The sequence below is a fragment of the Pseudalkalibacillus hwajinpoensis genome (genome assembly GCF_039851965.1).
GTDB lineage: Bacteria > Bacillota > Bacilli > Bacillales > Guptibacillaceae > Guptibacillus > Guptibacillus hwajinpoensis_E.
Map to the genome: position 1 here is coordinate 849,583 of NZ_CP156674.1, position 23,645 is coordinate 873,227.

The 23,645-nt window shown below is 40.6% G+C and carries 20 protein-coding genes and 1 pseudogene; 13 read left to right on the forward strand and 8 right to left on the reverse strand.

Annotation, left to right across the window (positions count from 1 at the left end; genetic code table 11):
- Positions 1 to 154: 154 nt before the first annotated feature.
- A complete protein-coding gene (locus ABFG93_RS04360) occupies positions 155 to 778 on the forward strand; it encodes a cyclase family protein (RefSeq protein ID WP_347550956.1) in 624 nt (207 codons plus the stop codon).
- A gap of 181 nt (positions 779 to 959) precedes the next feature.
- On the opposite strand, the gene gndA is transcribed toward ABFG93_RS04360, so the two are convergent.
- Entirely contained in the window at positions 960 to 2,372 is a 1,413-nt protein-coding gene (gene gndA, locus ABFG93_RS04365) for an NADP-dependent phosphogluconate dehydrogenase (protein WP_347550958.1), read from the reverse strand.
- Positions 2,373 to 2,721: 349 nt separating this feature from the next.
- Between gndA and rpiA the strand changes: the two genes are divergently transcribed.
- Positions 2,722 to 3,387 (forward strand): ribose-5-phosphate isomerase RpiA, encoded by a 666-nt coding sequence (rpiA, locus tag ABFG93_RS04370; protein ID WP_347550960.1) that lies wholly within the window; start codon positions 2,722 to 2,724, stop codon positions 3,385 to 3,387.
- Positions 3,388 to 3,417: 30 nt separating this feature from the next.
- On the opposite strand, the gene ABFG93_RS04375 is transcribed toward rpiA, so the two are convergent.
- Together ABFG93_RS04375 and ABFG93_RS04380 are read right to left on the reverse strand one after the other, a co-directional pair.
- Positions 3,418 to 3,852 (reverse strand): universal stress protein, encoded by a 435-nt coding sequence (locus ABFG93_RS04375; protein WP_347550962.1) that lies wholly within the window; start codon positions 3,850 to 3,852, stop codon positions 3,418 to 3,420.
- A 68-nt stretch (positions 3,853 to 3,920) separates the two neighbouring features.
- Positions 3,921 to 5,210 (reverse strand): purine/pyrimidine permease, encoded by a 1,290-nt coding sequence (locus tag ABFG93_RS04380; protein ID WP_347550963.1) that lies wholly within the window; start codon positions 5,208 to 5,210, stop codon positions 3,921 to 3,923.
- 186 nt (positions 5,211 to 5,396) lie between these two features.
- On the opposite strand from ABFG93_RS04380, the gene ABFG93_RS04385 reads away from it, so the two are divergent.
- The 4 genes from ABFG93_RS04385 to ABFG93_RS04400 all read left to right on the forward strand — a co-directional run bounded on the left by ABFG93_RS04385 (position 5,397) and on the right by ABFG93_RS04400 (position 9,244).
- On the forward strand, positions 5,397 to 6,671 hold the full coding sequence (locus ABFG93_RS04385) for an NCS2 family permease (RefSeq protein WP_347550965.1): 1,275 nt from the start codon (positions 5,397 to 5,399) through the stop codon (positions 6,669 to 6,671).
- A gap of 293 nt (positions 6,672 to 6,964) precedes the next feature.
- A complete protein-coding gene (locus ABFG93_RS04390) occupies positions 6,965 to 7,813 on the forward strand; it encodes a polysaccharide deacetylase family protein (protein WP_347550966.1) in 849 nt (282 codons plus the stop codon).
- Between the two features lie 59 nt (positions 7,814 to 7,872).
- Positions 7,873 to 7,992, forward strand: coding sequence for a DUF6254 family protein (locus tag ABFG93_RS04395; protein WP_347550968.1), 120 nt, complete (start codon positions 7,873 to 7,875; stop codon positions 7,990 to 7,992).
- 445 nt (positions 7,993 to 8,437) lie between these two features.
- Positions 8,438 to 9,244: an ATP-binding protein gene (locus ABFG93_RS04400; RefSeq protein ID WP_347550970.1), complete on the forward strand. Its 807-nt coding sequence runs from the start codon at positions 8,438 to 8,440 to the stop codon at positions 9,242 to 9,244.
- Here ABFG93_RS04400 and ABFG93_RS04405 read toward each other — a convergent pair.
- The gene (locus ABFG93_RS04405; protein WP_347550972.1) at positions 9,241 to 10,089 is read right to left on the reverse strand and encodes a YihY/virulence factor BrkB family protein; all 849 of its coding nucleotides are present in this window, start codon (positions 10,087 to 10,089) and stop codon (positions 9,241 to 9,243) included. The genes ABFG93_RS04400 and ABFG93_RS04405 overlap by 4 nt on opposite strands.
- Before the next feature lie 241 nt (positions 10,090 to 10,330).
- Here ABFG93_RS04405 and ABFG93_RS04410 point away from each other — a divergent pair, with 241 nt between their 5' ends.
- From ABFG93_RS04410 to ABFG93_RS04425, 4 genes are all read left to right on the forward strand, one after another.
- On the forward strand, positions 10,331 to 11,998 hold the full coding sequence (locus tag ABFG93_RS04410; RefSeq protein WP_347550974.1) for a PAS domain S-box protein: 1,668 nt from the start codon (positions 10,331 to 10,333) through the stop codon (positions 11,996 to 11,998).
- A 113-nt stretch (positions 11,999 to 12,111) separates the two neighbouring features.
- A complete protein-coding gene (locus ABFG93_RS04415; RefSeq protein ID WP_347550976.1) occupies positions 12,112 to 13,134 on the forward strand; it encodes a YecA family protein in 1,023 nt (340 codons plus the stop codon).
- Positions 13,135 to 13,237: 103 nt separating this feature from the next.
- The gene (locus tag ABFG93_RS04420; RefSeq protein ID WP_347550978.1) at positions 13,238 to 14,086 is read left to right on the forward strand and encodes an STAS domain-containing protein; all 849 of its coding nucleotides are present in this window, start codon (positions 13,238 to 13,240) and stop codon (positions 14,084 to 14,086) included.
- 265 nt (positions 14,087 to 14,351) lie between these two features.
- Complete coding sequence (locus ABFG93_RS04425; protein ID WP_347550979.1) at positions 14,352 to 15,041, forward strand: DNA alkylation repair protein; 690 nt, start codon at positions 14,352 to 14,354, stop codon at positions 15,039 to 15,041.
- 16 nt (positions 15,042 to 15,057) lie between these two features.
- Here the strand turns inward: ABFG93_RS04425 and ABFG93_RS04430 are convergent, their stop codons facing one another.
- Positions 15,058 to 15,861 carry a CAP domain-containing protein gene (locus ABFG93_RS04430; protein WP_347550981.1) on the reverse strand — a complete coding sequence of 268 codons (804 nt, stop codon included), beginning with the start codon at positions 15,859 to 15,861 and terminating at the stop codon, positions 15,058 to 15,060.
- Positions 15,862 to 16,171: 310 nt separating this feature from the next.
- Entirely contained in the window at positions 16,172 to 16,726 is a 555-nt protein-coding gene (gene lepB, locus ABFG93_RS04435; protein WP_347550982.1) for a signal peptidase I, read from the reverse strand.
- Between the two features lie 193 nt (positions 16,727 to 16,919).
- Here lepB and ABFG93_RS04440 point away from each other — a divergent pair, with 193 nt between their 5' ends.
- Together ABFG93_RS04440 and ABFG93_RS04445 are read left to right on the forward strand one after the other, a co-directional pair.
- A complete protein-coding gene (locus ABFG93_RS04440) occupies positions 16,920 to 17,591 on the forward strand; it encodes a haloacid dehalogenase type II (RefSeq protein ID WP_347550984.1) in 672 nt (223 codons plus the stop codon).
- A gap of 263 nt (positions 17,592 to 17,854) precedes the next feature.
- Complete coding sequence (locus ABFG93_RS04445; RefSeq protein WP_347550986.1) at positions 17,855 to 18,205, forward strand: hypothetical protein; 351 nt, start codon at positions 17,855 to 17,857, stop codon at positions 18,203 to 18,205.
- Here ABFG93_RS04445 and ABFG93_RS04450 read toward each other — a convergent pair.
- On the reverse strand, positions 18,188 to 19,021 hold the full coding sequence (locus ABFG93_RS04450) for an STAS domain-containing protein (protein WP_347550988.1): 834 nt from the start codon (positions 19,019 to 19,021) through the stop codon (positions 18,188 to 18,190). The genes ABFG93_RS04445 and ABFG93_RS04450 overlap by 18 nt on opposite strands.
- Before the next feature lie 139 nt (positions 19,022 to 19,160).
- Positions 19,161 to 22,325, reverse strand: a pseudogene (locus ABFG93_RS04455) (efflux RND transporter permease subunit).
- 215 nt (positions 22,326 to 22,540) lie between these two features.
- Between ABFG93_RS04455 and ABFG93_RS04460 the strand changes: the two are divergent.
- Complete coding sequence (locus ABFG93_RS04460) at positions 22,541 to 23,425, forward strand: TetR/AcrR family transcriptional regulator (RefSeq protein WP_347550990.1); 885 nt, start codon at positions 22,541 to 22,543, stop codon at positions 23,423 to 23,425.
- Positions 23,426 to 23,645 lie beyond the last annotated feature (220 nt).

The window sequence follows — 23,645 nt, forward strand, 5'->3', positions numbered from 1 at the left end:
ACGCTTTTTGTGTTGTGTTCCGCTTAAATCAACATTACATTGGAGCCAGTAACTGGTTTCACTCTCAATATGGCTTAACTGACAAAAGAAAGATACGTGTTTGACGTATCTTTCTTTAACTTATCAACTTAAATCTGAAAGGAAGTGCATTACAATGAAAATGTATGACGTTAGCGCACCAATTTATAATGGGATGACTGTCTACAAAAACAAAGAGGAGAAACAACCTGAAATCAACACAAACACAAATGGCCATGTAACCGAATCTCGCCTTTCTCTCGATGTACATACCGGCACACATGTTGATGCACCTCTTCACATGATGAATGACGGCGCAACATTTGAAACCATTAATATGGAGGATCTCGTTGGTCAGGCTAAAGTCATTGATGTTACAAATGTTAAAGGTGCTATTACTGATAAGGATATTGAGTCAGAAGATATTCAAAAGGGAGATTTTATTCTCTTCAAATCTCAGAATTCATTCGAAGATGAGTTCAATTTTGAATTTGTATTCGTTGGCGAAGATGCTGCGCGTTATTTAGCCGAGCGAAATATACGTGGCGTTGGTGTTGATGGGCTTGGTATTGAACGTAGCCAGCCAGAACATCCGACACACCGTTCTCTTTTTGAGAAGGACGTCATCATCATGGAAGGGCTCCGTTTAAAGGACGTTGACCCAGGTCAGTACTTTATGGTTGCTGCTCCATTAAAGCTTCAGGGAACGGATGCATCACCAGCACGCGTCCTTCTATTTGAAGGATTAAAAGAAGCATAATGAAGAAGCCGGGGTTTACTAAACTACCCCGGCTCTATTTATGCCTCTCGTAATAATTTAGTGAGATAGGTCACTAAAGGAAATCATTGTTCAAAAAAACAATTCAATTTAGGTATCTATCTCATAGAAAAAGACCACCGCTCTGCTAATCATGCAAGCACGGTGGTCCTTTAATTAATAATTAATCTTCAAGCCATTCTGTGTGGAACACTCCTTCACGATCGATACGCTGATACGTATGAGCACCGAAGTAGTCACGCTGAGCTTGGAGAAGGTTCGCAGGTAATGTTTCACTGCGATAGCTGTCAAAGTAAGCAATCGCGCTCGCAAGGCCAGGAACAGGGATCCCACGCTGTACAGCAAGTGATACGATATCACGAGCAGCACTCTGGTAAGATTCAACGATTTCCTTGAAGTAAGGATCAAGAAGCAGATTCGTTAGGCCTGGCTCACGGTCGTAAGCTTCTTTGATGTTTTGTAGGAAGCCTGCACGGATAATACAACCACCGCGGAAGATCATAGCGATTGAGCCGTAATCAAGGTTCCAGTCATACTCGTCAGATGCTGAACGCATTTGAGCAAATCCTTGAGCGTAAGAGCAAATCTTGCTCAAGTAAAGAGCTTTGCGGATTTTCTCGATAAGTTCTTCTTTATTGCCATCAAATGCTGGTACATCTGGTCCTGTAAGAAGCTTGCTTGCTTTTACGCGCTCATCTTTCATAGCTGAAATAAAGCGTGAGAATACAGACTCAGTGATAATTGAAAGAGGCACACCTAGATCAAGCGCACTCTGGCTTGTCCATTTACCAGTACCTTTTTGTCCTGCTGTATCAAGAATAACATCAACAAGGGCCTTCCCTGTTTCAGGATCTTTTTTCGTAAAGATATCAGCTGTGATTTCAATCAGGTAGCTATCAAGTTCACCCTTATTCCATTCTTTAAATACTTCATGAAGTTCGTCTGTTGAAAGACCAAGTACGTGCTTCATCATGTAATAAGCTTCACCGATGAGCTGCATATCACCGTACTCAATACCGTTATGCACCATTTTCACATAGTGACCTGCCCCATCTGGACCGATGTATGTCGTACATGGCTCACCATCTACATTTGCAGCTATTGCCTTAAAAATATCTTCAACTTCGCTAAATGCATCTGGTTGCCCACCAGGCATGATAGAAGGTCCGTTAAGTGCACCTTCTTCACCACCGGACACTCCAGTACCAATAAAGCGAATGCCTTTTTCTTTCAGGTCCTCACTACGCTTCTGAGTGTCTTTAAAGAACGCATTACCACCATCGATGATAATGTCGTCTTGATCAAGGTGTGGCAGTATTTGGTCAATTGTAGCATCAGTTGGCATGCCTGCTTTCACCATTAGCAAAATCTTTCTTGGTGTTTCAAGTGATTGAACGAACTCTTCAATGCTATATGTATCCTGAAAGTTTCGTCCCTCAACTTCAGACATCATTTCTTTTGTTTTTTCTTCAGATCGGTTGTAGACAGATACAGAATAGCCTCGGCTCTCGATATTCATCGCGAGGTTCTTCCCCATTACAGCTAAACCAATAACGCCAATTTGTTGTTTTGACATCTTATTCCCTCCAGCTCTTCTACTAAAATTCTCTGAATAACGACTGCAACTGAAAGTATACCATAACGATTTGCTCACTTGTAATAGTATGTACACCTAAAATCAGGTTCATCACCTTAACAGTCTGACAGTATGCATTATACGTCTTTTGAGCCCACCGTGCAAAGATTAGCAACTGAGAGACCAGAATTTCCGTTCACATTATGAAGGGGTTTCTTTAAATCATACATAAGCAAGCGCTTTCTAAAAATTCCACCCGATGGTGGTAGGTTATGGGATTGTTTAACTGGGAAAACATAGATAAGATACTTTATAATGGAATTGAACGAAGTAAAGGAGTGATTAAGCTTTGAACGAAAAAAAGCTCGCGGGTGAAAAAGCGGCAGCTTACGTACAGGATGGTATGGTGGTCGGTCTTGGTACAGGCAGTACAGTTTATTTTACTTTATTGAAATTGGCGGAGAGGGTTAAGGAAGGACTAATGATAAAGGGTATACCCACTTCTAAGGAAACGGAAGCCATTGCAATCGAACATGGTATCCCGCTCATTGCTCTCCAAGATGTATCATCGATTGATTTAACTATTGATGGTGCTGATGAATTGAACGATGATCTTACGCTTATTAAAGGTGGTGGTGGTGCATTACTTCGCGAGAAGATTATTGCTTACCACTCGACTCATATGATCGTAGTTGCCGATTCAAATAAATCTGTTAGTAAGCTCGGCACCTTTCCGCTTCCTGTCGAAATTGTTCCTTTTGGATATAACAAAACAGTGCAATCTCTTGAAAAGTTGGGATGTCGTGTAGTCATTCGTAACAATGCCAGTTCCCCCTTCCTAACGGATAATGGAAATTATATCGTAGATTGCTCATTTGGAGAAATCCCTTACCCATCCACTTTACATGACAAGATCAATCAGATCCCGGGCGTCGTTGATAATGGATTATTTATAGGCTATGCTAACAAAGCCATTGTCGGGCAAGAGAACGACATCACCTTTATAGAAAACTAAAGCCTGGCGGATTGCCAGGCTTGTTTCATATTATTTAATAATTAATACCGGACAGTGAGCACGCTGGAGCACAGAATGGCTTACGCTACCGAGAAACCACTCTCTTAAACCGTTTAGTCCTCTGCTCCCCATAATAATCAGGTCACGGTTGTTTTCATCTGCATACTTCACGATCTCATTTCCGGGATTTCCTTCAAGTACAATTGTTTTCACTTTATGATTCGGAAGTTGAACCTCAAGCTTTTCGCTGATCCCTTTTAACATATCAACCGCTTCTTTTCTTAATTCGTTTAGAATACTAGCATAAACAACGGCAGAGCTGATTTGAGCTGTAGGATTTAGTGCCGTAACCACGTCGACTTCAAGCGATGGATTTTCCTTAGCCATGGCGATCGCTTCATTAAGTGCCTTGATACTTAGGTCGGAGCCGTCAATGGCAACCAGGACTTTATTATACTTTTTCATAATAACATTCTCCTTCCCTGATCTGCTTTCATCTTATCATGATGAAAGGACTCTAACTGTGACTTCAATCACGAATGGTCTTGAGGTTTCTTTCTGAAAAGAACCTGCTCAGTGATCATTGCTGTTAATGAGCCGAGAATTAAACCGTTATTTAAAAGGGAAGCCGTAATAGGTTGGGCATCTTGGAACGCTTCAGGGGGAATAAACATCGTGCCAATCCCAACCATAAAGGAAATCCCTATTATAAATGGTTTTCCCTCAGATGAATCCTTTTTAAACTCATTAAACGCGATTCCAACCATGTTTACGAAGACAATGAAAATAACGGCATAGCCGACTGGTTCAGGAAGCGCAGCAAAGAACGCCATTAGAGTAGGAAAAAGACTTATGATAATGATTAGTCCACTTCCAATAATAAATGGAAGCCTGCGTTTGAGACCTGTGGTCAAGATGAAACCAGCAGCACCTGAAATCGGCACGCTACCTACTGCTGAAAAAACTCCCCCCAGCATTTGATTAATTCCTGAGATAAACCCAGCCTGACGGTAACGTCCCATCGGCTTTTGACTCGTTAGTCTACTTAACACTTCTTCAACGACACGAATACTCGCAATCATGTTCGTTAAGAGCAGCAACGTTACCAGGGCAGCCGTTACAATCATTCCAGAATCCCAGCTTGGATAACCAAAAGCAAAGATTTGCGGAAAAGCGACAGGTCCACCTTCAGGAATTGAAACAGGCTTCGCAAGTCCTAACAGCGCAAATATAACCCAGCCAATGATTAAGATAATCAAAATGGAATACTGCTGAATCATCGCTGGCATCGATCTTGAGAACCAAATTGAAATGAGAACAAGGAGAAGAGATAACCCGGCAATTCGTAAATCAATCCCCTCTCCAAGATAGCCCACACCCATCATGCCATTTAGAAATGAGCCGCTTAGCTGTGCAACCAGGAGTAAAAGATAAACCCCTGTTACAACAGGAGTGAATAAACGTGATAACTTCTCTACCATTCCGAAAGCGCTAAGTAGAATAAAGATAATTCCACTTGCAATCATGGCAAGTTCAAGTGCCTGTAACGTTTCCATTTCTGAACCAAAGATCGCAGAGCTCAGTCCAGCGTATAAAACAAAAACACCCCACCATAATCCAGCTGGCCCTTCATTAATTGGCAGTCGATGCCCAAGAGTAACCTGCAAAATACCTGCCACGCCAAGGACAAACATCGTTCTTTGCACAAATCCTGCCGACATGGCTGGATCTAAGTGGAACAGGCTGGCGATCGCTACGGGTGCCACGATTGATCCTGCAATCATAAATACTGCCCATTGAAGAGCAGATAACGTATTACGCATAAAAATCCTTCTTTCATTTACACAAATTATGTACCCCAGTTTATTTTATCAAAATGAGGGATTGCGGTCATTACGAATTTTTCCAGTGTGCAATACCCCTGCGCTCTGTTATACTATTTTATTGGTGATTTGATTTCAATCAAAGTCACGGGTGGGAGAGGGATACACAAGTAAGAAGGGAATAAAGTGAAAACGAAAATTAACTTTGATTTTCAGAGTCACGATACTTCACTGAAGAAAGAAATTCTTGCAGGCATTACATCATTTTTTACAATTGTTTATATTGCAGCTGTAAACGCGTCAATCCTAGCTGATGCAGGAATTCCTTTTGAAGCAGGAATGATTGCAACTGTCCTAACCTCAGTGGTCGGCTGCCTGTTAATTGGTTTTTATGCAAATGCCCCTATTATCCTAGTCCCAGGGATGGGCGTTAATGCATTCTTTACGTATACTATGGTTGAATCGATGGGATTGAGCTGGCAGGTTGCCCTAGCATCTGTCTTCGTTGCAGGTATCCTTTTCGCCATTACAGCTTTTACACCACTTGCAGGTGTTCTATCAAAAGCTATTCCTCGTTCATTAAAAGAAGCCATTACCGTTGGAATTGGATTGTTTCTTACATTCATTGGTCTTCAAAAAGGCGGGATAGTTGTTTCAAGCGATTCAACCTTTGTTGAAATGGGGAATTTAGGATCTGCGCACGTGATTGCAACGCTCGTTACACTGGCGTTAACTGCAATTCTCTTCATTCGAAATGTCAAAGGTCATTTCTTGATCAGCATGCTTGCTGGTACGGTACTCGCCTGGTCTCTTGGCTTAATTGAAACCGGACAGCAGGTGAGCTTCTCGATCGCTTCATACAGTTCAGTCTTTGGAGCCATGTCATTCAATGACATTCTAATGGTACCATTCTGGATCGCTACGTTCTCAATGGCAATGATTCTTGTTTTTGAAAATATGGGGCTCCTTCACGGTTTACTTCCTGATCAATCCAAATTCGAGAAATCATACAAAGCCAATGCGATCTCAGCTATTTCTTCTGGGTTATTCGGCACAAGCCCGACAGTCTCAACAGTAGAGAGTGCATCCGGCATCTCAGCAGGTGGTAGAACAGGTCTAACGTCCATTACAACAGGATTATTGTTCTTAACCTCCCTGTTTTTCATACCAGTCTTTAAAATCATACCGGATTCCGCCATTGCACCTGTACTCATCATCATAGGTGGATTAATGATCACATCCATTCAGAACATTTCTTTACAGGATTTCTCGGAAGGGTTTCCTGCGTTCTTAATCATCGTGATGATCCCCCTAACCTACAGCATCGTCGACGGAATCGCATTCGGCTTCATCGCCTATCCGTTCCTGAAGATTGCTCTAGGCAAAGGAAAAGAAGTCCCAATTCCAATGTACATCATCGCAAGTTTATTTTTCCTCAACTTTTTCTTACATGGCATATAGAAAAGCGGAAGTGGCCGGTTAAATCTGCAGGGCGGTGGAAGCCATAAGAATGAGACGTTTTGTGTCTCAATCCAATGAGTGAAACGACCGAAGGACCCGGAAAGCCAAAAACACCAAGAGGCACAGAGACTAAGCTCTCTGTGCCTCTTTTCCATATATTCACAAACGCAGCTCAAGAAAATATAATCGATATTATGATTGCGCTCTATATTTGATGTTATATAAAACGGTTTATCCGATTTTTCTCTCCAAACCCATATTTTGTGTGATATGCTTTTTCTTGGTGATACCCAATGAAAAAAACTCGTTCCTTATTTTTATCAACCCTAATTCTAACCGGCTGCCAGTCCCAGTCAGTTGCTTTCCATGAGCCCTCAGCTGAGAAATCAATTGTTCGCTCTGAGACCACCGCGCTCGCCTCCTCTCTTTCTAATCAGCGAACATTAGAGATATTGGCGGAATACAAGAAGCAGGATCCAGTTGAATGGGGCGAACGCGTCACTGGTGTAAAGAACCGTTTTATAACAACAAACAAAGAAATCGCTTTAACCTTTGACGCATGCGGAGGCCCACACGGAAGTGATGTGGATGAAAAATTATTTACCTTCTTAATTGACCAGCAAATTCCTTCAACACTATTCGTTAACAGCAGATGGATTGATGAAAACACTGGACTCTTTCAAGAGCTTGCCGCGGAGCCGATATTTCAGATCGAAAATCACGGGACGAATCATCAGCCCTTATCTGTTAACGGTCGTTCTGCGTGGGGGATAATGGGAACGTCATCCGTAAATGAGGTCGTCCAGGAGATTACACAAAACCAGGATAAAATCACGGAACTCACCGATAAAAAACCCTCACTCTTTCGTTCTGGAACAGCTTATTACGATGACGTGTCGGTTAATATTGCGAATGAAATCGGTGTTGAAGTCGTAAACTACACCATTCTTGGAGACGCTGGGGCCACCTTCTCGCGTGATCAGGTCAAAGATGCACTCATTGCTGCTAGTCCCGGTGATATTGCGCTTCTCCACGCGAACCAGCCTGCAAGTGAAACAGCTGAAGGTTTAAAATTAGCTGTTCCTATTCTTAAGAAAAAAGGTTATTCCTTCGTTCAACTGAAGAACCAGAATTTGCAGTGATTAATTATCCTTGAAACGGTCACCTTAAAAACAACGCATCAAAAAAGGGGTGAACAGGGATGAGTCAGTCAAAAGGCCAACGTGAACGACAATTTCGTAAACGTAAAGAAGCGCAAAATCCACATGGTAAAATCAAATCGTTAGAACAGCTTTCCAATGAAACACCTCCAGGTAAGTAAGCGTCTATCCGATTAAACTTCTTAGTATAAGGGTAATGTGATGGTTAGGACACCTAAAAGGAGTTTCGATTGATGAATGAAATGACTGGATCTGTAGCTGGAATGAAGGGTGAGGACGGCATACAGCGAATCGAATCTGCCCTCCTCTCATTGAATGGTGTGGAACAAGCGCACTTGCCGAATTAAGAGAAGACGGTATCCATTGTGTATGACAAAGAAGTTGTTAACGTATCCGCTATTACACAAACCATTGAAGAAGCTGGATATCAAACCGTTTAAAAAAAGCCTGGCATCCGCAGGCTTTTTTTATATGAAGCTTTACAGCTTGCTACATAATTCAACAATAAAACAAGTTAAACTTTCCACGAACTTTCAATCTTCGCAAATTCATGATGGTAAGGTATACTTATGCGCTATTGATAAGAAGATGAAAGGGGTGCCGTACGTGGAACAGTCTCATCTAAACCTAGGTGATTCCAGTGTTCTTGTGTCAAAACACCATACGGATCCGAATTTAACATGCGATGATCCCATCCTGCTTAAGAAACTTGACGCACTTGCCTATGAGAATAAAAAGTTGGGCATGGTAAACCATCTTGTTGCAGGAGTAGCTCATGAAATCAGAAATCCGCTTACAATCATGAAAGGCTTCCTACAAATTATTAAACCTGATCTAGAAAAGCTTAACAAAAGTGAAATTGCCGAGCTACTGTTAACAGAAATTCATCGAACCAATGAGTTGATTGAAGAATTTCTAAGTGTAGCACGCCCTGCTGAACATACCAAAGTAAAAATCAATCTAATACCCTTCCTGAAGAACATTTTGCTTCTTTACCAAAGTGAAGCGATTATAAACCGATGTACACTTTCACACAACTTAAACCATTTTAACCATCCCTTTTACGTCATGATTGACGAAGGTCAGTTTAAACAGGTTTTTCTCAATATTATTAAAAATGGGTTGGAAGCAATCCAATCTGCGAATCGTGACAAAGGTAACATTTCTCTATCCATCTTTAAACGACTGAACACGGTAAATATTCAAATCCATGATAATGGAAATGGAATGGATGCCTCCACAGCTTCAAAACTGTTTCAGCCATTTTTCACTACAAAGAAAAAAGGAACAGGACTCGGCCTATTCCTTTGTAACCAAATTATTCAAAATCACAGGGGAAGCATCCGAGTAAAAAGCACTCCGTCAATTGGCACAACATTTTTCATTCAGTTGCCCCTCCTTCAAACGGATTAAAATCCAACCTGTTCATCAGCAGTCTGTTTATGGTTTCTCGATTTATGAAGGAGGGCATTCACCTCGCCACCAACAACGAGAATTAACCCCGTTAGATAAAACCAGAGCATCAGTATAATGACCCCACCAAGGCTTCCGTACGTTGCTGAATAATTCCCAAAATTGCTTATATAAAAGGAAAAAGCAAGGGAAATGATTTGCCAGCCAATTGTAGCCACAATCGCTCCAATGATGACTTCCTTAAATGGAAAATGTTTATTTGGAGCAAAGTGATATAATGCAGCAAGAATACAAGCCATAATCCCTACCGCAATCACCCATCTTAATATTCGAAATAGAAATTCGGTGGACTCTGGAAGGCTCAACGCCGAAGTGAGTGTGTTAATGATCACACCACCGAAAACAGGTAAAACAAGTGTTACGATAAAAACAAGGACAAGTCCGAGCGTTAGAAAAATGGATAAAAGACGGGCTTTAATAAAAGACCTTGTCTCATCCACATCGTAAGCAAGATTAAGAGCTCTCATCAGCGCCATCATACCGTTAGAAGCAGACCAAAGAGTACCAAGGATACCTACAGTTAACAACCCGCCCTGCGGCTCACTAATAATTGAGAGCACATTTTCCTGAAGCATGGCTCCTGTCTCACCAGGCGCATACTTCGTCAAGAAATCAATAGCCTGCTGTTTATCAATGGATAGGTATGGGAGAATGGAGATAATTAAGATAAGTAATGGAAAAATAGAGAGCATAAAGTAGTAAGCCAGTTCAGCAGCAAGACTGGTAACGCGATCTTCGCCTAATTCCTTACCGAGTTTTTTAGCAAATGATATCGTAGCCATCATTAAGTTCCCCCTTAAACAGTTCTTCAAGTCCTTTCCCTCAATATCAATGTTATAATCTACTAGAAGATTAAGCTTATTCTTTTCAATAGAAACGCCCCCACAAAAAAGAGCAGATGCGAGTCTGCCCTTTTTATTATGGAGTTTACTGCTACTATCTCGGTTTTGACCAGCAATACTTTGTAATCAAACGTAATTTTCTGTAAAATATATTAAGAAGCTCTTATAGAAGGGACTAAACGTCTTGCAAATCAAAACACGCTCAATTCCTTGGATTATCATCGGAAGCTATTTTGTGTTTGGATCCGTTTGGATCTTGCTTTCCGATACGCTTCTTTATCAAATTTCAACAAATTTTATTACCAATAAACAAATGGGACTGTATAAAGGCTGGTTTTTCATTCTGCTCACGTGTGGATATCTTTATTTCCTTCTAAGACATCTCCTCTCTCAGAATCGAGAAATGGAGACAAGGCTTTTAGAAAGCGAGGAACGGTATCGGAGACTTGTAGAGTCCTCTCCCTATGCGATATGCCTTTTACAAAATGGGAAAATAAATTTCACAAATCAGACAGGTTTAAACATGATTGGTGTTAAAAGGTTTGAAGATATGGATGAAGATCATACCACCCTTGTCGTATCCCCCGGGGATTCCCACCGAATTAAAACGATCTTAGCAAGTTTAGAGGCAAATAAACATAGCAGTCCACAAACGTTCGAATATCAGCTGAGGCGAAAAAACAATGAAATCATAGATGTAGAATCGACATTTATCCCCATTACGTTTAAAGGAGAAAGTGCAACGATTATCCAGACGAATGACATTACAGAGCGTAAGAATGCTCTGAAAGAGCTCTGGGATGCGAAACAAATGATTCAGGCCATTATAATCGCCTCTCCCATCGCTATCATGACGCTTGATATGAATGCAAACATTCAATCATGGAACCCTGCAGCTGAAAAAATATTCGGCTGGAAAAGCAACGACATCGTTGGAAAAAGAAGTCCTCTCGTTCCTGAAGGAGAAAGAGATATTACGATACCTGAAATAATTAAGCACGGTCATATCATCAACGAGGAAGTAAAACGGAAGCGTAAAGATGGGTCCATTGCATATACAGCGCTTTCCACCGCTCCCATAGAAGATGAGAATGGTAATATAATTGGCATCATGGCTGCATTCATGGATATTACCGACAAGAAAAAAACAGAAGAAGCGCTCATTAAAACGGAGAAGCTTTCTGCGGTTGGGCAGCTTGCAGCAAGTGTTGCTCATGAAATTCGAAATCCACTTACATCTGTAAAAGGCTTTATTCAGCTCCTTAACCAGGATGAGCGTTTTTTAGACAAGGCGCCATTTATGTCAATTATGCTGGCTGAAATTGATCGTATGGATGTCATTATTAAAGACCTACTCGTGCTTGCCAAACCGCAGGCACATCGATTCACTTCTTTTGAAATGAACACATTGCTGACCTATGTAACCCAATTACTTAGCACACAGGCCTCCCTTTATAACATTTCGTTTCAATATGAATTAGTTAAAGAGGAGAATTTTCTATTCGGAGAAGAAAATCAGTTAAAGCAAGTTTTTATCAATTTAATCAAAAATGCAATCGAATCAATGCCTGACGGAGGTTGTGTTAAGATTAGAACAAGGAAACTTGATCGAGGGATTGAAGTAACCATTCGAGATGAGGGTGCTGGTATCCCTTCACACAAAATCAAAACGCTTGGTGAACCTTTCTATACGACCAAGGAAGAAGGCACCGGCCTTGGCCTATTATCCAGCTTTAAAATTATTGAGAACCACAAAGGAACGATTCACTTTGAGAGTACAGTAGGTATAGGTACATCCGTAACCGTCCTTCTCCCTCTAACTGAATCTGACACTACGAATGACAATGATTGAATAAGCTCATAAGGTTTGGTTTCGTGCATTTTTTGTGCTTCCTTCCCTTTATATGCTAAAATATCATTCGTCTCTTATTTTCGAATAAGGTTGACCTGAAGGAGGAAGCAACATTGCAAAAAACAAAACGAAATGATCCCTGTCCATGTGGCAGCGGCAAAAAATACAAAAAATGCTGTATGACATCTGAAAATGCACAGGATCAATTAGAAGATCAGCTCTATACGCAGGAACTATACACGATACAGGCTCAACTCGTAGAGTACGCAATGAGTGAACATGATCAAAAAATGGTATCACTCGCAAACGACCTATTTAGAAGGTACGAGATTCCAAAAAACCTTGAAGAAGCTTACATGCATGGTATCTTCCCCTGGGCGATTTTCCATCAATCTGTGAACCAATGGAACAAAACAATCGTTAAAGAATACATTCAGCGCTTTGCTCATACATTCTCGACTGATCGGGTTCGTGGAACAGTAAATGACTGGCGTGAAGCTTATATGTCTATTTACAGCATAGAAGAAGTCTCAGGGAATACAGCGGTTGTGAAAGAATACGGCTCAGAACAGCCAATCAGTATTCTATTACATGAGGAAGTTATTGTAGCAAGTGGTGAAATTCTAGCAGGTATTCTACTCCCTGTCAAAAAAGGAGCAATGCCGTTTATTGAGCTTCTAAAGATTGCTCCAGATGCCATGCAATTGGTGGAAGAGAAGGTGGACGGGTCTACCGAAATCCGTTCCATGATGCAGACCGAGTTTCCTGAAGTATTAAGTGAAATCGTCAAACATGGGAACGGATCAGAAACAAAAGAAGAATCAATTGAAATGATCTGGAAAAGAAAAGAAGATGCCGAAGTTGCCTCTATATTCTCTGAGCATGCGAGCAAGATTTTCTCTCATGATCAGATCAGCGAAATATTGGCGTTCTGGAAAACGTATAGCACAGAAGAACAACCAGTTATTCGAAAAGCAGCCATTTTTGCGGCTTCACTTGAGTACCTTGGGGCTAAAGTATATGACATTTCCATTAGTCAGAGTGCACTTGCTAAGAAATACGGCACATCAGCTTCAAGTATTTCAAGTCGATACAAAGCTTTCAATGAACAATTCCACGCGGTTCCAATAACTTGAAACACAATTTGCGTCAGAAACTAAGGCTGGTGCCAGGCACCAGCCTTAGTTTCTGCCACTTTACGAATAAGGTATACTAGAAGTATTAAAGGGAGGTAATGAAATGGCACCGAAAAATTCGTTTCAAGAAATTGGGTCGTTTATTTTAGAACAGGCTTCTGAAATTGCCCATAGTACATATGAACGTCAGCGTCAGGACCTGAATGATACAAATTTTAATCAACAGGCAAAGCTTTCACTAGCGAACACTACCTATCTCATTAAATTAATAGGAAAAAGCCTGCTTCGTGACAGTACATCAACTATTACTGCTATTGAAGAATTTGGAGAAGAGTCAGGTGAGCTCGTTCAGGATGAAAATGAAATGATTATCTCGTTAATCATCACTGTCCCACTAATTCGAGAAGCAATCTGGGAAGCTATCGAACCTAAAGTCGAAGAGCTACAAATGAAGCCACGAGAGGTTGTTAACCTACCTGGTAAGATCGATCCACTACTCGACCAGTTCGTCTACAGCTATGGAAGTACTTATATCGTAAGTAACAAACAGTTAATTACAAAGTATGATACTACACTTGAGGAACTCTCAACTCCGATCATTCCAATTAATAATAATCTTGCAATTCTCCCGCTCGTAGGAAATATAGATACATACCGAGCAACACTTATTATGGAAAAGACGCTCGAACAAAGTCGTAAGTTACATCTGGATCATATGATTATTGACCTATCTGGCGTTTTAACAATGGATACTATGGTTGCAAAGCATCTGTTTGATATAACAGAAGCACTAAGTTTAATGGGAGTCCAGATGACGTTAACCGGCATTAGTCCATCCATTTCAATCTCAGCTGTTCAACTCGGTATCGATTTACACAAACTATCAATCAAGTCGAGCCTTCATAACGCACTAGTAGATCTCGACATTTTGACGAATCCCTCCCCTCGTTAACGATTTGTAACAAAAAACTGTCTATTTGTCATTCTTATCAAAAATAACCCATACTCACAATTTTGGAGGTTCTTCCTGCTATACTTTAGTCAATCCAGTAAAGCTTTCTAACAACCCGGAAAGCACACTGGACTTTAACATAATAAAAGATAGTGCATCCCTTCCCTCCCCCGGGAAACCTCCTTATTTTAGTTAAGAAAAAGACGCGTCGATTGACGCGTCTTTTTCTATTTTCATGTAAAATAAAAGTAGAGGTGATTCTCAAATGGTAACCGTCAAACTGATACAAGAAGCACTCGCTCCTTTTTGCAATTGCGCGCAAGCGAAACAAATGGAATCGTATATGCGAGATCAATTTCCTTTCCTTGGAATCAAAACACCAGAAAGAAGAAAAGCAGTTAAGGAAGTCTTGAAAGCACAGGAATTCCCTAACGAAGAAGTGCTTAAAAATTTAGTTTACACGCTATGGAACCTCAAAGAAAGAGAATACCAGAACGTTGCACTTGACCTTCTTGATCGTGTAAAACACTATCCAATTGATTACATCGAGTTGATTGAAACCCTTATGACTACGAAATCATGGTGGGATACTGTGGACGGACTGGCCGTACATAGTGCAGGAACCTACTTTCAGCAGTTCCCCGATCGAACACGCGGCATAACTGAAAAATGGATAACAAGTCAGAACATGTGGTTAAATCGCAGTGCCATCCTCTTTCAGCTATCCTACAAAAACAAAACTGATTTTGAAATGTTGAAGCGGTATATCTTAATTCATGCAAACTCCAACGAATTCTTCCATCAAAAGGCGATCGGCTGGGCACTTAGAGAATATTCCAAAACAAACAGTGAAGATGTGGTGAATTTTGTAAACGAAAATAACCTCGCCCCACTTAGTAAACGAGAAGCACTTAAATTCTTAAAAAAACAACAAAACACCCATCACACGAAGTAATGGGTGTTTCTGAATATTATTTACCGATAAATTGCTGTGTCCAGATGTTGCCTTCTTCAACGTATCCTACTCCAATATGAGTAAAGCTTCCGTTCATAATGTTTTTGCGGTGACCTTCACTATTCATCCATGCATTAACAACTTCCTCAGGAGATTGCTGTCCTTTAGCAATGTTTTCACCTGCAGATTGGTACTCAACACCAAACTGATTCATCATGTCGAATGGAGAACCGTAAGTTGGGCTATTGTGCGCAAAATAGTTGTTGTCTCTCATGTCTTCAGATTTCGCCTGTGCAACCTTGCTTAATTCAGTGTCCACTTCTAGTGCTGGAAGACCAGCTTTAGCACGCTCTTCATTTGTTAGATTAACAACTTCCTGCTCGAATGCGGAAAGGGCTGAATCCTGTGCTTCTGGTTTCTGCTCAGCAGCTTGCTCTGCTGGTTCATTTTGTTCAGCTGGTTGTGGTTGTGCTTGTTCAGGTGCTTGTTCAGGTGCCTGCTCTGGCGCTTGTTTAGGTGCTTGTTCAGGTGCCTGCTCTGGCGCTTGTTCAGCAACTGGCGCTTCTTTATTTTCTTCTACCTGAGCTTTTTGCTCTTTCAGTTGTTCAAGGTTAATAGAATCTTGAATCGAAATATTATATTGTTTTTCAATTCGATCAATGACCGATTGTAACTCGTCTATATTCTTAATCTGAAGCGTATGAGCTTCTACTTTCGCTTGAGCGAATTGATCTGCACCCGTATTTGCAGAACTTGAAGATGGATTTGCTGCCAGCAGCGCTGCTGCCGCCGTAACTCCTAGTATAATTGACTTTTTCAATGTGATTCCTCCTTGATAGGGTAAAATTTCTTACACCATGAGACTATCACACTATCACTGTTCCGAAAGGACATAATAACTTCCTCTTACGGTAAGCTATTCCAGTTTATATTTCTATCATTCAATTCCTACAATGATAAAAATCCCTTATGTACCAACGGTTTTTCCTGCTACTCCTTTCATTTAAGACAGGATCGCAAGTTGGTATAAGAACCATATTATAGGAGATTCATGTCCATTAACGTTCGATTTCAACTATTTCAACTCCGTAACAATAAAGAGAGGAGTGTAACAAGCCCCCCCTTCCGTATTATTTAGTTGAACGCACATCTTTAAATGGGTACCAGACCACTTCAGCCTTGCCCACGACTTCATCAAGCTCAATCTTCCCAAGTCCATTTCTGCTGTCCATGCTCCGGAGGCGGTTGTCTCCCATTACAAACAACTGATTCTCAGGCACAGCTACAGGACCGAAATCTTCTGTCAACAGCATCCCCATTGTCTCTGCATCATCTTTATTGCTCGTTAAATAAGGTTCATTAAGTTCTTTACCATTGACAAGTAATTTATCCTCTACCATTTCAACAGTGTCCCCAGGCAAGCCAATGACTCGTTTCACATAATGCTTTTGTGCTTCATCATCTTTAATAATGATAATATCACCTCTGGATGGCTTGTCCTGTACATGAGAGATAAACTTATTTACCAGGAGTCGGTCGCCATCATGTAACGTTGGATCCATAGACGCACCTTCCACGATATAAGGAGCGATGACAAACATTTTCAATACAAACGCCAGAACGATGGCAAAAAGGAGAGGTGTTGCCCATTCTTTGAGCCAATGTGACTGTGATTCTTTTCTCATGATTTCCCTCCATGCTAAAGTAAAGCTATTATCTATGATCGATCATTTGGTTAATTACCCATAAGTCTAGCATAATTTTCCTATATCCGCCTATCTTTATACCACCGCCAAACAGCCTATTTTGAGCAAATTAATTTATTAATTTCCACCAGTGTGAAAAACTTAGATTAGTTCACTTTAGAGGAGGATTTCCATGAAGTCTATGAAAGCATTTGTGTTTGATGCCTACGGAACATTATTCGATGTATTTTCAGTAATGGAGAAATGTGAAGAACTATTCCCGAATAAAGGTGATCAGATTAACCAGACCTGGCGTCAAAAGCAACTCGAATATAGTTATTTAAGGCAAATGATGGGGAAATACCGCCCTTTTTCAGAGGTTACAAGAGATGCCCTCCGCTTTGCAGTTGCTAATGCTGGAGCCGAATTGAACCAGGAAAACGAAGAGTCTTTATTAGAAGCCTACAAAAAACTGGCGGTATACGACGAAGTCCCAGGGGTATTGAAGGACTTGAAGGAAAAAGGGATGACACTCGCAATTTTCTCAAATGGATCACACGATATGCTCGACTCCCTTGTGAAACAGTCCCCTTTAGCTGACTATCTCGATCATATTATTAGTGCAGATGACATAAAACAATATAAACCTACACCAGCATCCTATACACTTGCTCTCGACTCTCTCGAATTGAAAAGAGAAGAAATCCTGTTCATGTCCTCTAATGGATGGGATATTTCAGGAGCTAAGAACTTTGGATTCAATACAGCTTGGATCAATCGACCTGAGAAACCAGTTGAACAGCTTAATCTTGAACCTGATACGATTTACGCAGACCTTACCGGAATTAAAGACTGGATGACTTAATGACAAAAATGATAAATAGAACCTGAACGGTTAACCGTTCAGGTTCTATTTATATTGACTAAGCAAAGCTTCCTTAAATAAATTTTCACCGTGTTTTATTCCACTGATAAGGTTCTTCACAAAGAACGGAACTTTCGTACTACTCCATTCAAACGAATTTCCCATTTTGGACCCATTGACCCCTGCATGACTTAGCCGTATAATCTACCCAATACAGGTTTCACTTACTAAAATCTGATAGAAAGTAGCCAGGTATTTAAACTATGATAAAGGTAAACTCTTCGATTCAGAAGGAAATCATTCGTTATCAGGAACAGCTGAGTTTCTTCCGTATTTCATTGCAGCAGCTCACTGTGAGTACGCCATCCGAACTATCGACGAGAATCTGGTGTCGAGAGGTAGCTTTTACCATGGCGCAATCACAATCACTCATTACAAAAATATTTAAAACAAGAAAGCTTCCTTACCGAGACCTAGCAAAACAATTTCTTTGCAGAATAAGCTCACTTAAACGAAATAGTAAATACATCCTTGCCCTCTTTCTTCTTAAGCACGGAGACTATCACTTTCTAAATGAACACCTTAGTTTGTCTATACTAGATAATGGCTTTTAAAGCCCTGTGAAGATGAGCGTAAGTTCGAATTTGATCGAAATTGATTCCAAGCTGAACAGCTGTTTGAGCAATTTCCGGACGTATTCCTGTTAAGACTGATTCAATTCCAGATAACTCAAGCATTTTAATCAGCTGGAAGATTTCGTTCGCAACCATCGTATCCATAATAGGAACTCCAGAAAGGTCAATCACCAGGTAAGACAACTCCAGTTCAGCACTTCTTTCAATTCCTTTGCGCTGAATTAGAGCTGCACGGTAAGTGTCAATCGTACCAATCAACGGTAATATACCTACTCCTTTTGAAACCAGGATGACCGGTACACTTAGTTCGGTTATCTTTGTTTGCTGGGCTTCTATTTTCTCTTCCTTTAATTGATTCGTGTAGACCGTAACTTTATGAAGAAGAAGATCAAATGATTTATTCATATAGCTCCCCCATTCAGCAAGGCGACTTGCCACAATGAGTTCATTTTCCTGTACGCTAAATTCAACCATCACATCCCAAAGGATCTGTCTTAAGTATGTTAAGCTCGCAACCATTTGCTGAAGAGAGAAAGTGTGATATTCAAAAATCTCAACAATTCTCCCTGCCCACTCCTGAACATCGCGACTATTGGATTCCAGGAAGATCATTTGTCTTACAAAATCAGAACAAAATGCTTGAATTTCTTTTTTTAGTTCAGGCACTTGAAGAACGGCTGTATCAGTCGCTTCTTTTTCATCGACTAGAAGTTGAAGTCGCTTAACCCATTTCTCACCGATTTCTTCAAGACGATCATGAAAATAGTCGACATACATACTCTCTACTTTATCCATTGTCACGTCTCCTAATTAAGTTGATAACTCATTGTTTCCCCAAAGAAACCTTTTGTACACTTTTTAACTCTCTGTTTTTCATCTCATCATTTATTAACTAGTAAAAGAGGCCTTCACTCAGAAGGCCTCTTTTCTAATCCTATTCGCTTCTTTCTTTTCTTCTAAACTTCATAAAGAATTCATAAACGACCGGTACGATAATCAGTGTAAGCAGCGTAGAACTTGTAAGTCCACCAATAACGGTTACCCCAAGTCCTTTCGAGATTAATGCCCCGCCTTCTAAACCAAAAGCAAGTGGTGCTAATGCACCTATCGTAGCAAGAGCCGTCATTAAGATCGGTCGTAGACGAGTACCTGCCGCTTCAAGAAGAGCATTTCTAGTCGTAAGTCCTTCTTTCTCTTTATGAATCACTCGATCAATTAGCACAATCGCATTTGTTACAACGATACCAATCAACATCAGCATCCCAATCATGGAAGAGATACTTATCGTTTCACCGGCAATTAATAGTCCAACGAGACCACCAATCACGGTAAACGGAAGTGAGAACAGAATGGCAAGTGGCGCGAGGCCTCCTCCAAACGTTACAACGAGAACAAGGTATACGATCGCAACCGCAGCAGCCATCGCAAGACCAAGCTGTGTGAATGATTCGTTGATATCTTCTGTTACACCGCCTAACGTCACTTCAGATGAATCCGGTAGCTCCATTTCATCAATCGCAGCTTGAACGTCACCAGATACTTTCCCGACATTATCATCAAGCACTTCTGCCGTTACGTTTGCGTAGACTTTACCATCGCGTCGCGTAATGGTGTTTGAGGATTCGCCTTCTTCAACCGTCGTTACTTCGCTAAGCGGAACATCCTTACCTAAAGGTGATTGAATCGTTGTATCTTTAAGATCCTGCTTATTTTCGTACGTCTTCTTGTCCACTTCAAGAACAACATCAACTTCTTCTCCGTCTTTTTCAACAGTCGTTAGAACTGGAGGTGTTCCCGTGTTACGAAGTTCCATTCCAATTTGGCCAGCTGTTAAGCCAAGCTGGCTGAGCTTCTCAGGGTCAGCTACGATCGTGTATTGATCATAGGATTCTGAAATACTAGAAGAGATATTCGTCAAATCATCCTGTTCTTCAAGTAATGAAGTAACATCAGTTACAACTGGGCCAAGATCACTCATTGTTTCGCCATTCACAACTAACGTAATCTGGTTACTTCCACCAGAGGCAGAAACGTCTTGATAACCCCATTCCCCTTTTCCTCCGATGTCTTTGAGCTCGTCAAGTACTGTCTTACGCTCTTTATCAAATTCTTCTGTTTCTTTATCATAGTTTACAAAGAAGAGAACTTGATTACTAGCACCCGGATTCGTTGGATTTTCTCCACCAATAGAGTACTGAATCGTGTCGACATCCTCTTTATCGAGGAAATAATTTTCCGCTTCCATCGCGAGGTCATTAATTTCTTCAGTGGTTTGACCTGGGTCAGGATTATACGTTGCAATAATCATTTTTTGCTGATCAGAAGGCAGGAAGCTTACACCAACAATAGGAGCAAGGAAAAGACTTCCAACTAGCAGTAGAATGCTAGCACCGAATGTAATGAGTTTATGGTTTAACGTCCAGTTCTAGGCTTTTTTATAGCTATTCGCAAGACGACCATTACCTTCTTGTTTGTGCTCACTCAGTTTCTGGCTAAGTCCTTTTTTGAACAATGAATCCGCCATAGCTGGCACGATTGTAATGGCTACAAGTAATGATGCTAGTAGCGCAAATACAACGGTAAGAGCGAACGGCAAGAACAATTCTCCAACAGGTCCCTGAACTAAACCAAGAGGAAGGAATACTGCGATCGTAACAATTGTTGAAGACATAATTGGAACAAACATTTCTTTTGTCGCTGCAGTGATTAACGCTTTTCCTTTTAGTTCCTCGCCTTTAATCGCCATTCGTCTATAAATATTTTCAATAACAACAATGGAATCATCGACAACTCGTCCAATCGCTACTGTCATAGCCCCAAGCGTCATAATGTTAAGTGTTATATCCAATTGGTTCAGAACCAATAGAGCTATTAGTAAGCTCAGCGGAATGGAAATGACTGAAATCAAAGTTGATTTAATGTTACGAAGGAAGAGCAAAATAATGAGCACTGCGAAAATAGCACCAACGATGGCTTTATTAAGCATTGTGCTGACAGACTCTTCAATTGGTTCACCCTGGTCAAATATTGTAATGATGCTAACATCTGAATTTGCTTCTTCAAGTGAAGCGATTTCTTCTTTAACATCATTTACAACATCATTTACAACATCAACCGTATTCGCATCGGCTGATTTTATAATTTGGATGCCGATCGATTCCTCTCCATTCGTACGAGAAATAGATTCCGCTTCACCAGTTATCTCAATTTCGGCGATTTCTTGAAGCTGAACAGTTGGAACTGTTGTCTGCTGAGCTGTTTGAGCTGAAGCACTTGATTCGCTTCCAGTTGCCGGCTGCTGTGCGCCTTGAGGTGGCCCCTGTTGCTGCGTTCCAGTTGCTGGGCTTTGTGATGAAGGGATGGCAGGAATCTCAAGGTTTTTCAAGTCCTCTAAGGATGAAACATTCCCATCCAAAACGACCGCCTTCTGGCTATCGCTGAATTCATACAACCCGAGCGGGAAGTTAACCGCAGATCCCTGAATGATACTCTTAACAGTTGCTTCATCAAGCCCATATTCTTGCATTTTCTCTTCTTTAAAGGTAAATGAAACTTCTTCAATTTCCTGTCCAGCAATCGAGACGGAAGAGACACCTTCTACCCCTTCAATCGCCGGAAGAACCTCATCTTCTACTCTCTTTGTTAGTTCTGTTAGAGAACTATCTTTTTCAGACACGCTCAATGACATAACTGGAAAAGCATTAAAACTCAATCGAGACACATCAGGTTCCTGTACTTCATCTGGAAGTTCGAGACTCTGAAGTGTTTCTCTTACTTCAGCTTCCGCTTCATCCATGTCCTTGCTAAAGTTATACTCTATCTGCACGTTCGATGCATTTTCAAACGAAGATGAGCTGACTACTTTAACACCCGACAAACTTTCTACTTTATTCTCTATAGGTTCTGATACCTTATCAGACACTTCCTCTGGTGTCGCACCCGGATATACCGTTGTTACTGAAACCAGCGGTGTAGTGATATTCGGAATTGTCTCCATTTTCATGTTAAAACCTGAATACAACCCTGCGGCTGTGACAATAATGGTTAGCAACCAGACCGCAAACTTATTATTCAAAGAAAATTGAATCAACTTCTTCAAGCAACTTCCACTCCTTTTCCCCTCTTATGACTGACCAGTCATTTCACACTTCACTATACTCAATCAATATATATAATTCAAGCTATTTATTTCAAAAAAATATGTAGTATTTGTAATTTAATTTGGGTTACCAAATCTATCTTCAAAATGATATAATTATAATGACCAACTGGTCACCACAACTCAGTCAGTAAGTATACTGCGAACAGAGGTGTATGATGAACGAAAAAAAGAAATTGATTATAGAAGCCGCGATGCATTTATTTGCAAAAAAAGGGTTTCATTCAACTTCCATACAGGAAATCGCCAACGAGAGTGGAATTTCTAAAGGAGCGGTATACCTGCACTTTCAGTCTAAAGATGATGTATTATATTCTATATTTGCTTATCATTATGAGAAACTGAAGGCAAACATTTCCGAAGCGAAACTAGACTCGATTACTCCTGAAGAGCGGTTGAAGAAACTTCTCTATGTGCAGGGACAGGAAATTTTACAACATAAAGAGTTTATTATTATGCAATTCAGGGAACAAGCTATTTCGATGAACAAAGAAATTGACGAACTAATTATGAAGATTAGAATCGAGTCACTTCAAACTCTAGCAACAGTAATTAAAGACTTATACGGTGACAAAGTTACGCCCATTTTACCTGACTGTGTTCTACTTTTGGATGGAATGTACGCTTCCTACATAAAGCTAATGGTCCTCGAGGATGTGGAGATAGACCTTGAGAAACTACCTCTATTCATCATGGATAGAATGAATAATGTTGTAGAAGGTTTAATTCGTGATCGAGTAGAACCACTTCTTTCTCAGGAAAAGGCGTATTCTATTTTCAAGAAAAAGAGCCCTAAAAGTACCTGTGAAAGTTCACCCTTATCCATCCTGATAGAAATGGAGTCGACAGTGAAACCCCTTAACCTTCAAGTTACGAGAAAAGAAGAATTAATCGAAACCCTTCACTTTCTTATGAAAGAAGCGAGAGAAAATCAGCCACGGCTATTCATTTTTAAAGGAATGCTCCATCAGTTTGAAGGGATCTCTGAACTTGATTTATATACAAAAGCTCTTATCGAAGCACTGGATCTTGAACGATAGACCAAAATTATTGGAGGTGGAAGATTGTGAGAGAGCCGCTCCTGACAAAAGAAGAACTAAGACGTATTGTTCGCGAACTTCAATTAAAAGGAATCAATGCCCAGCTTTGCTATAGAAAAGCATAAGTCCACACCTCCTAACGATCTGATATAGGTCGTTTTTTTTGTAGAAAAACAACCGTACATGGTATTAAACTCCCTCTATGTTAATGAAACACCTC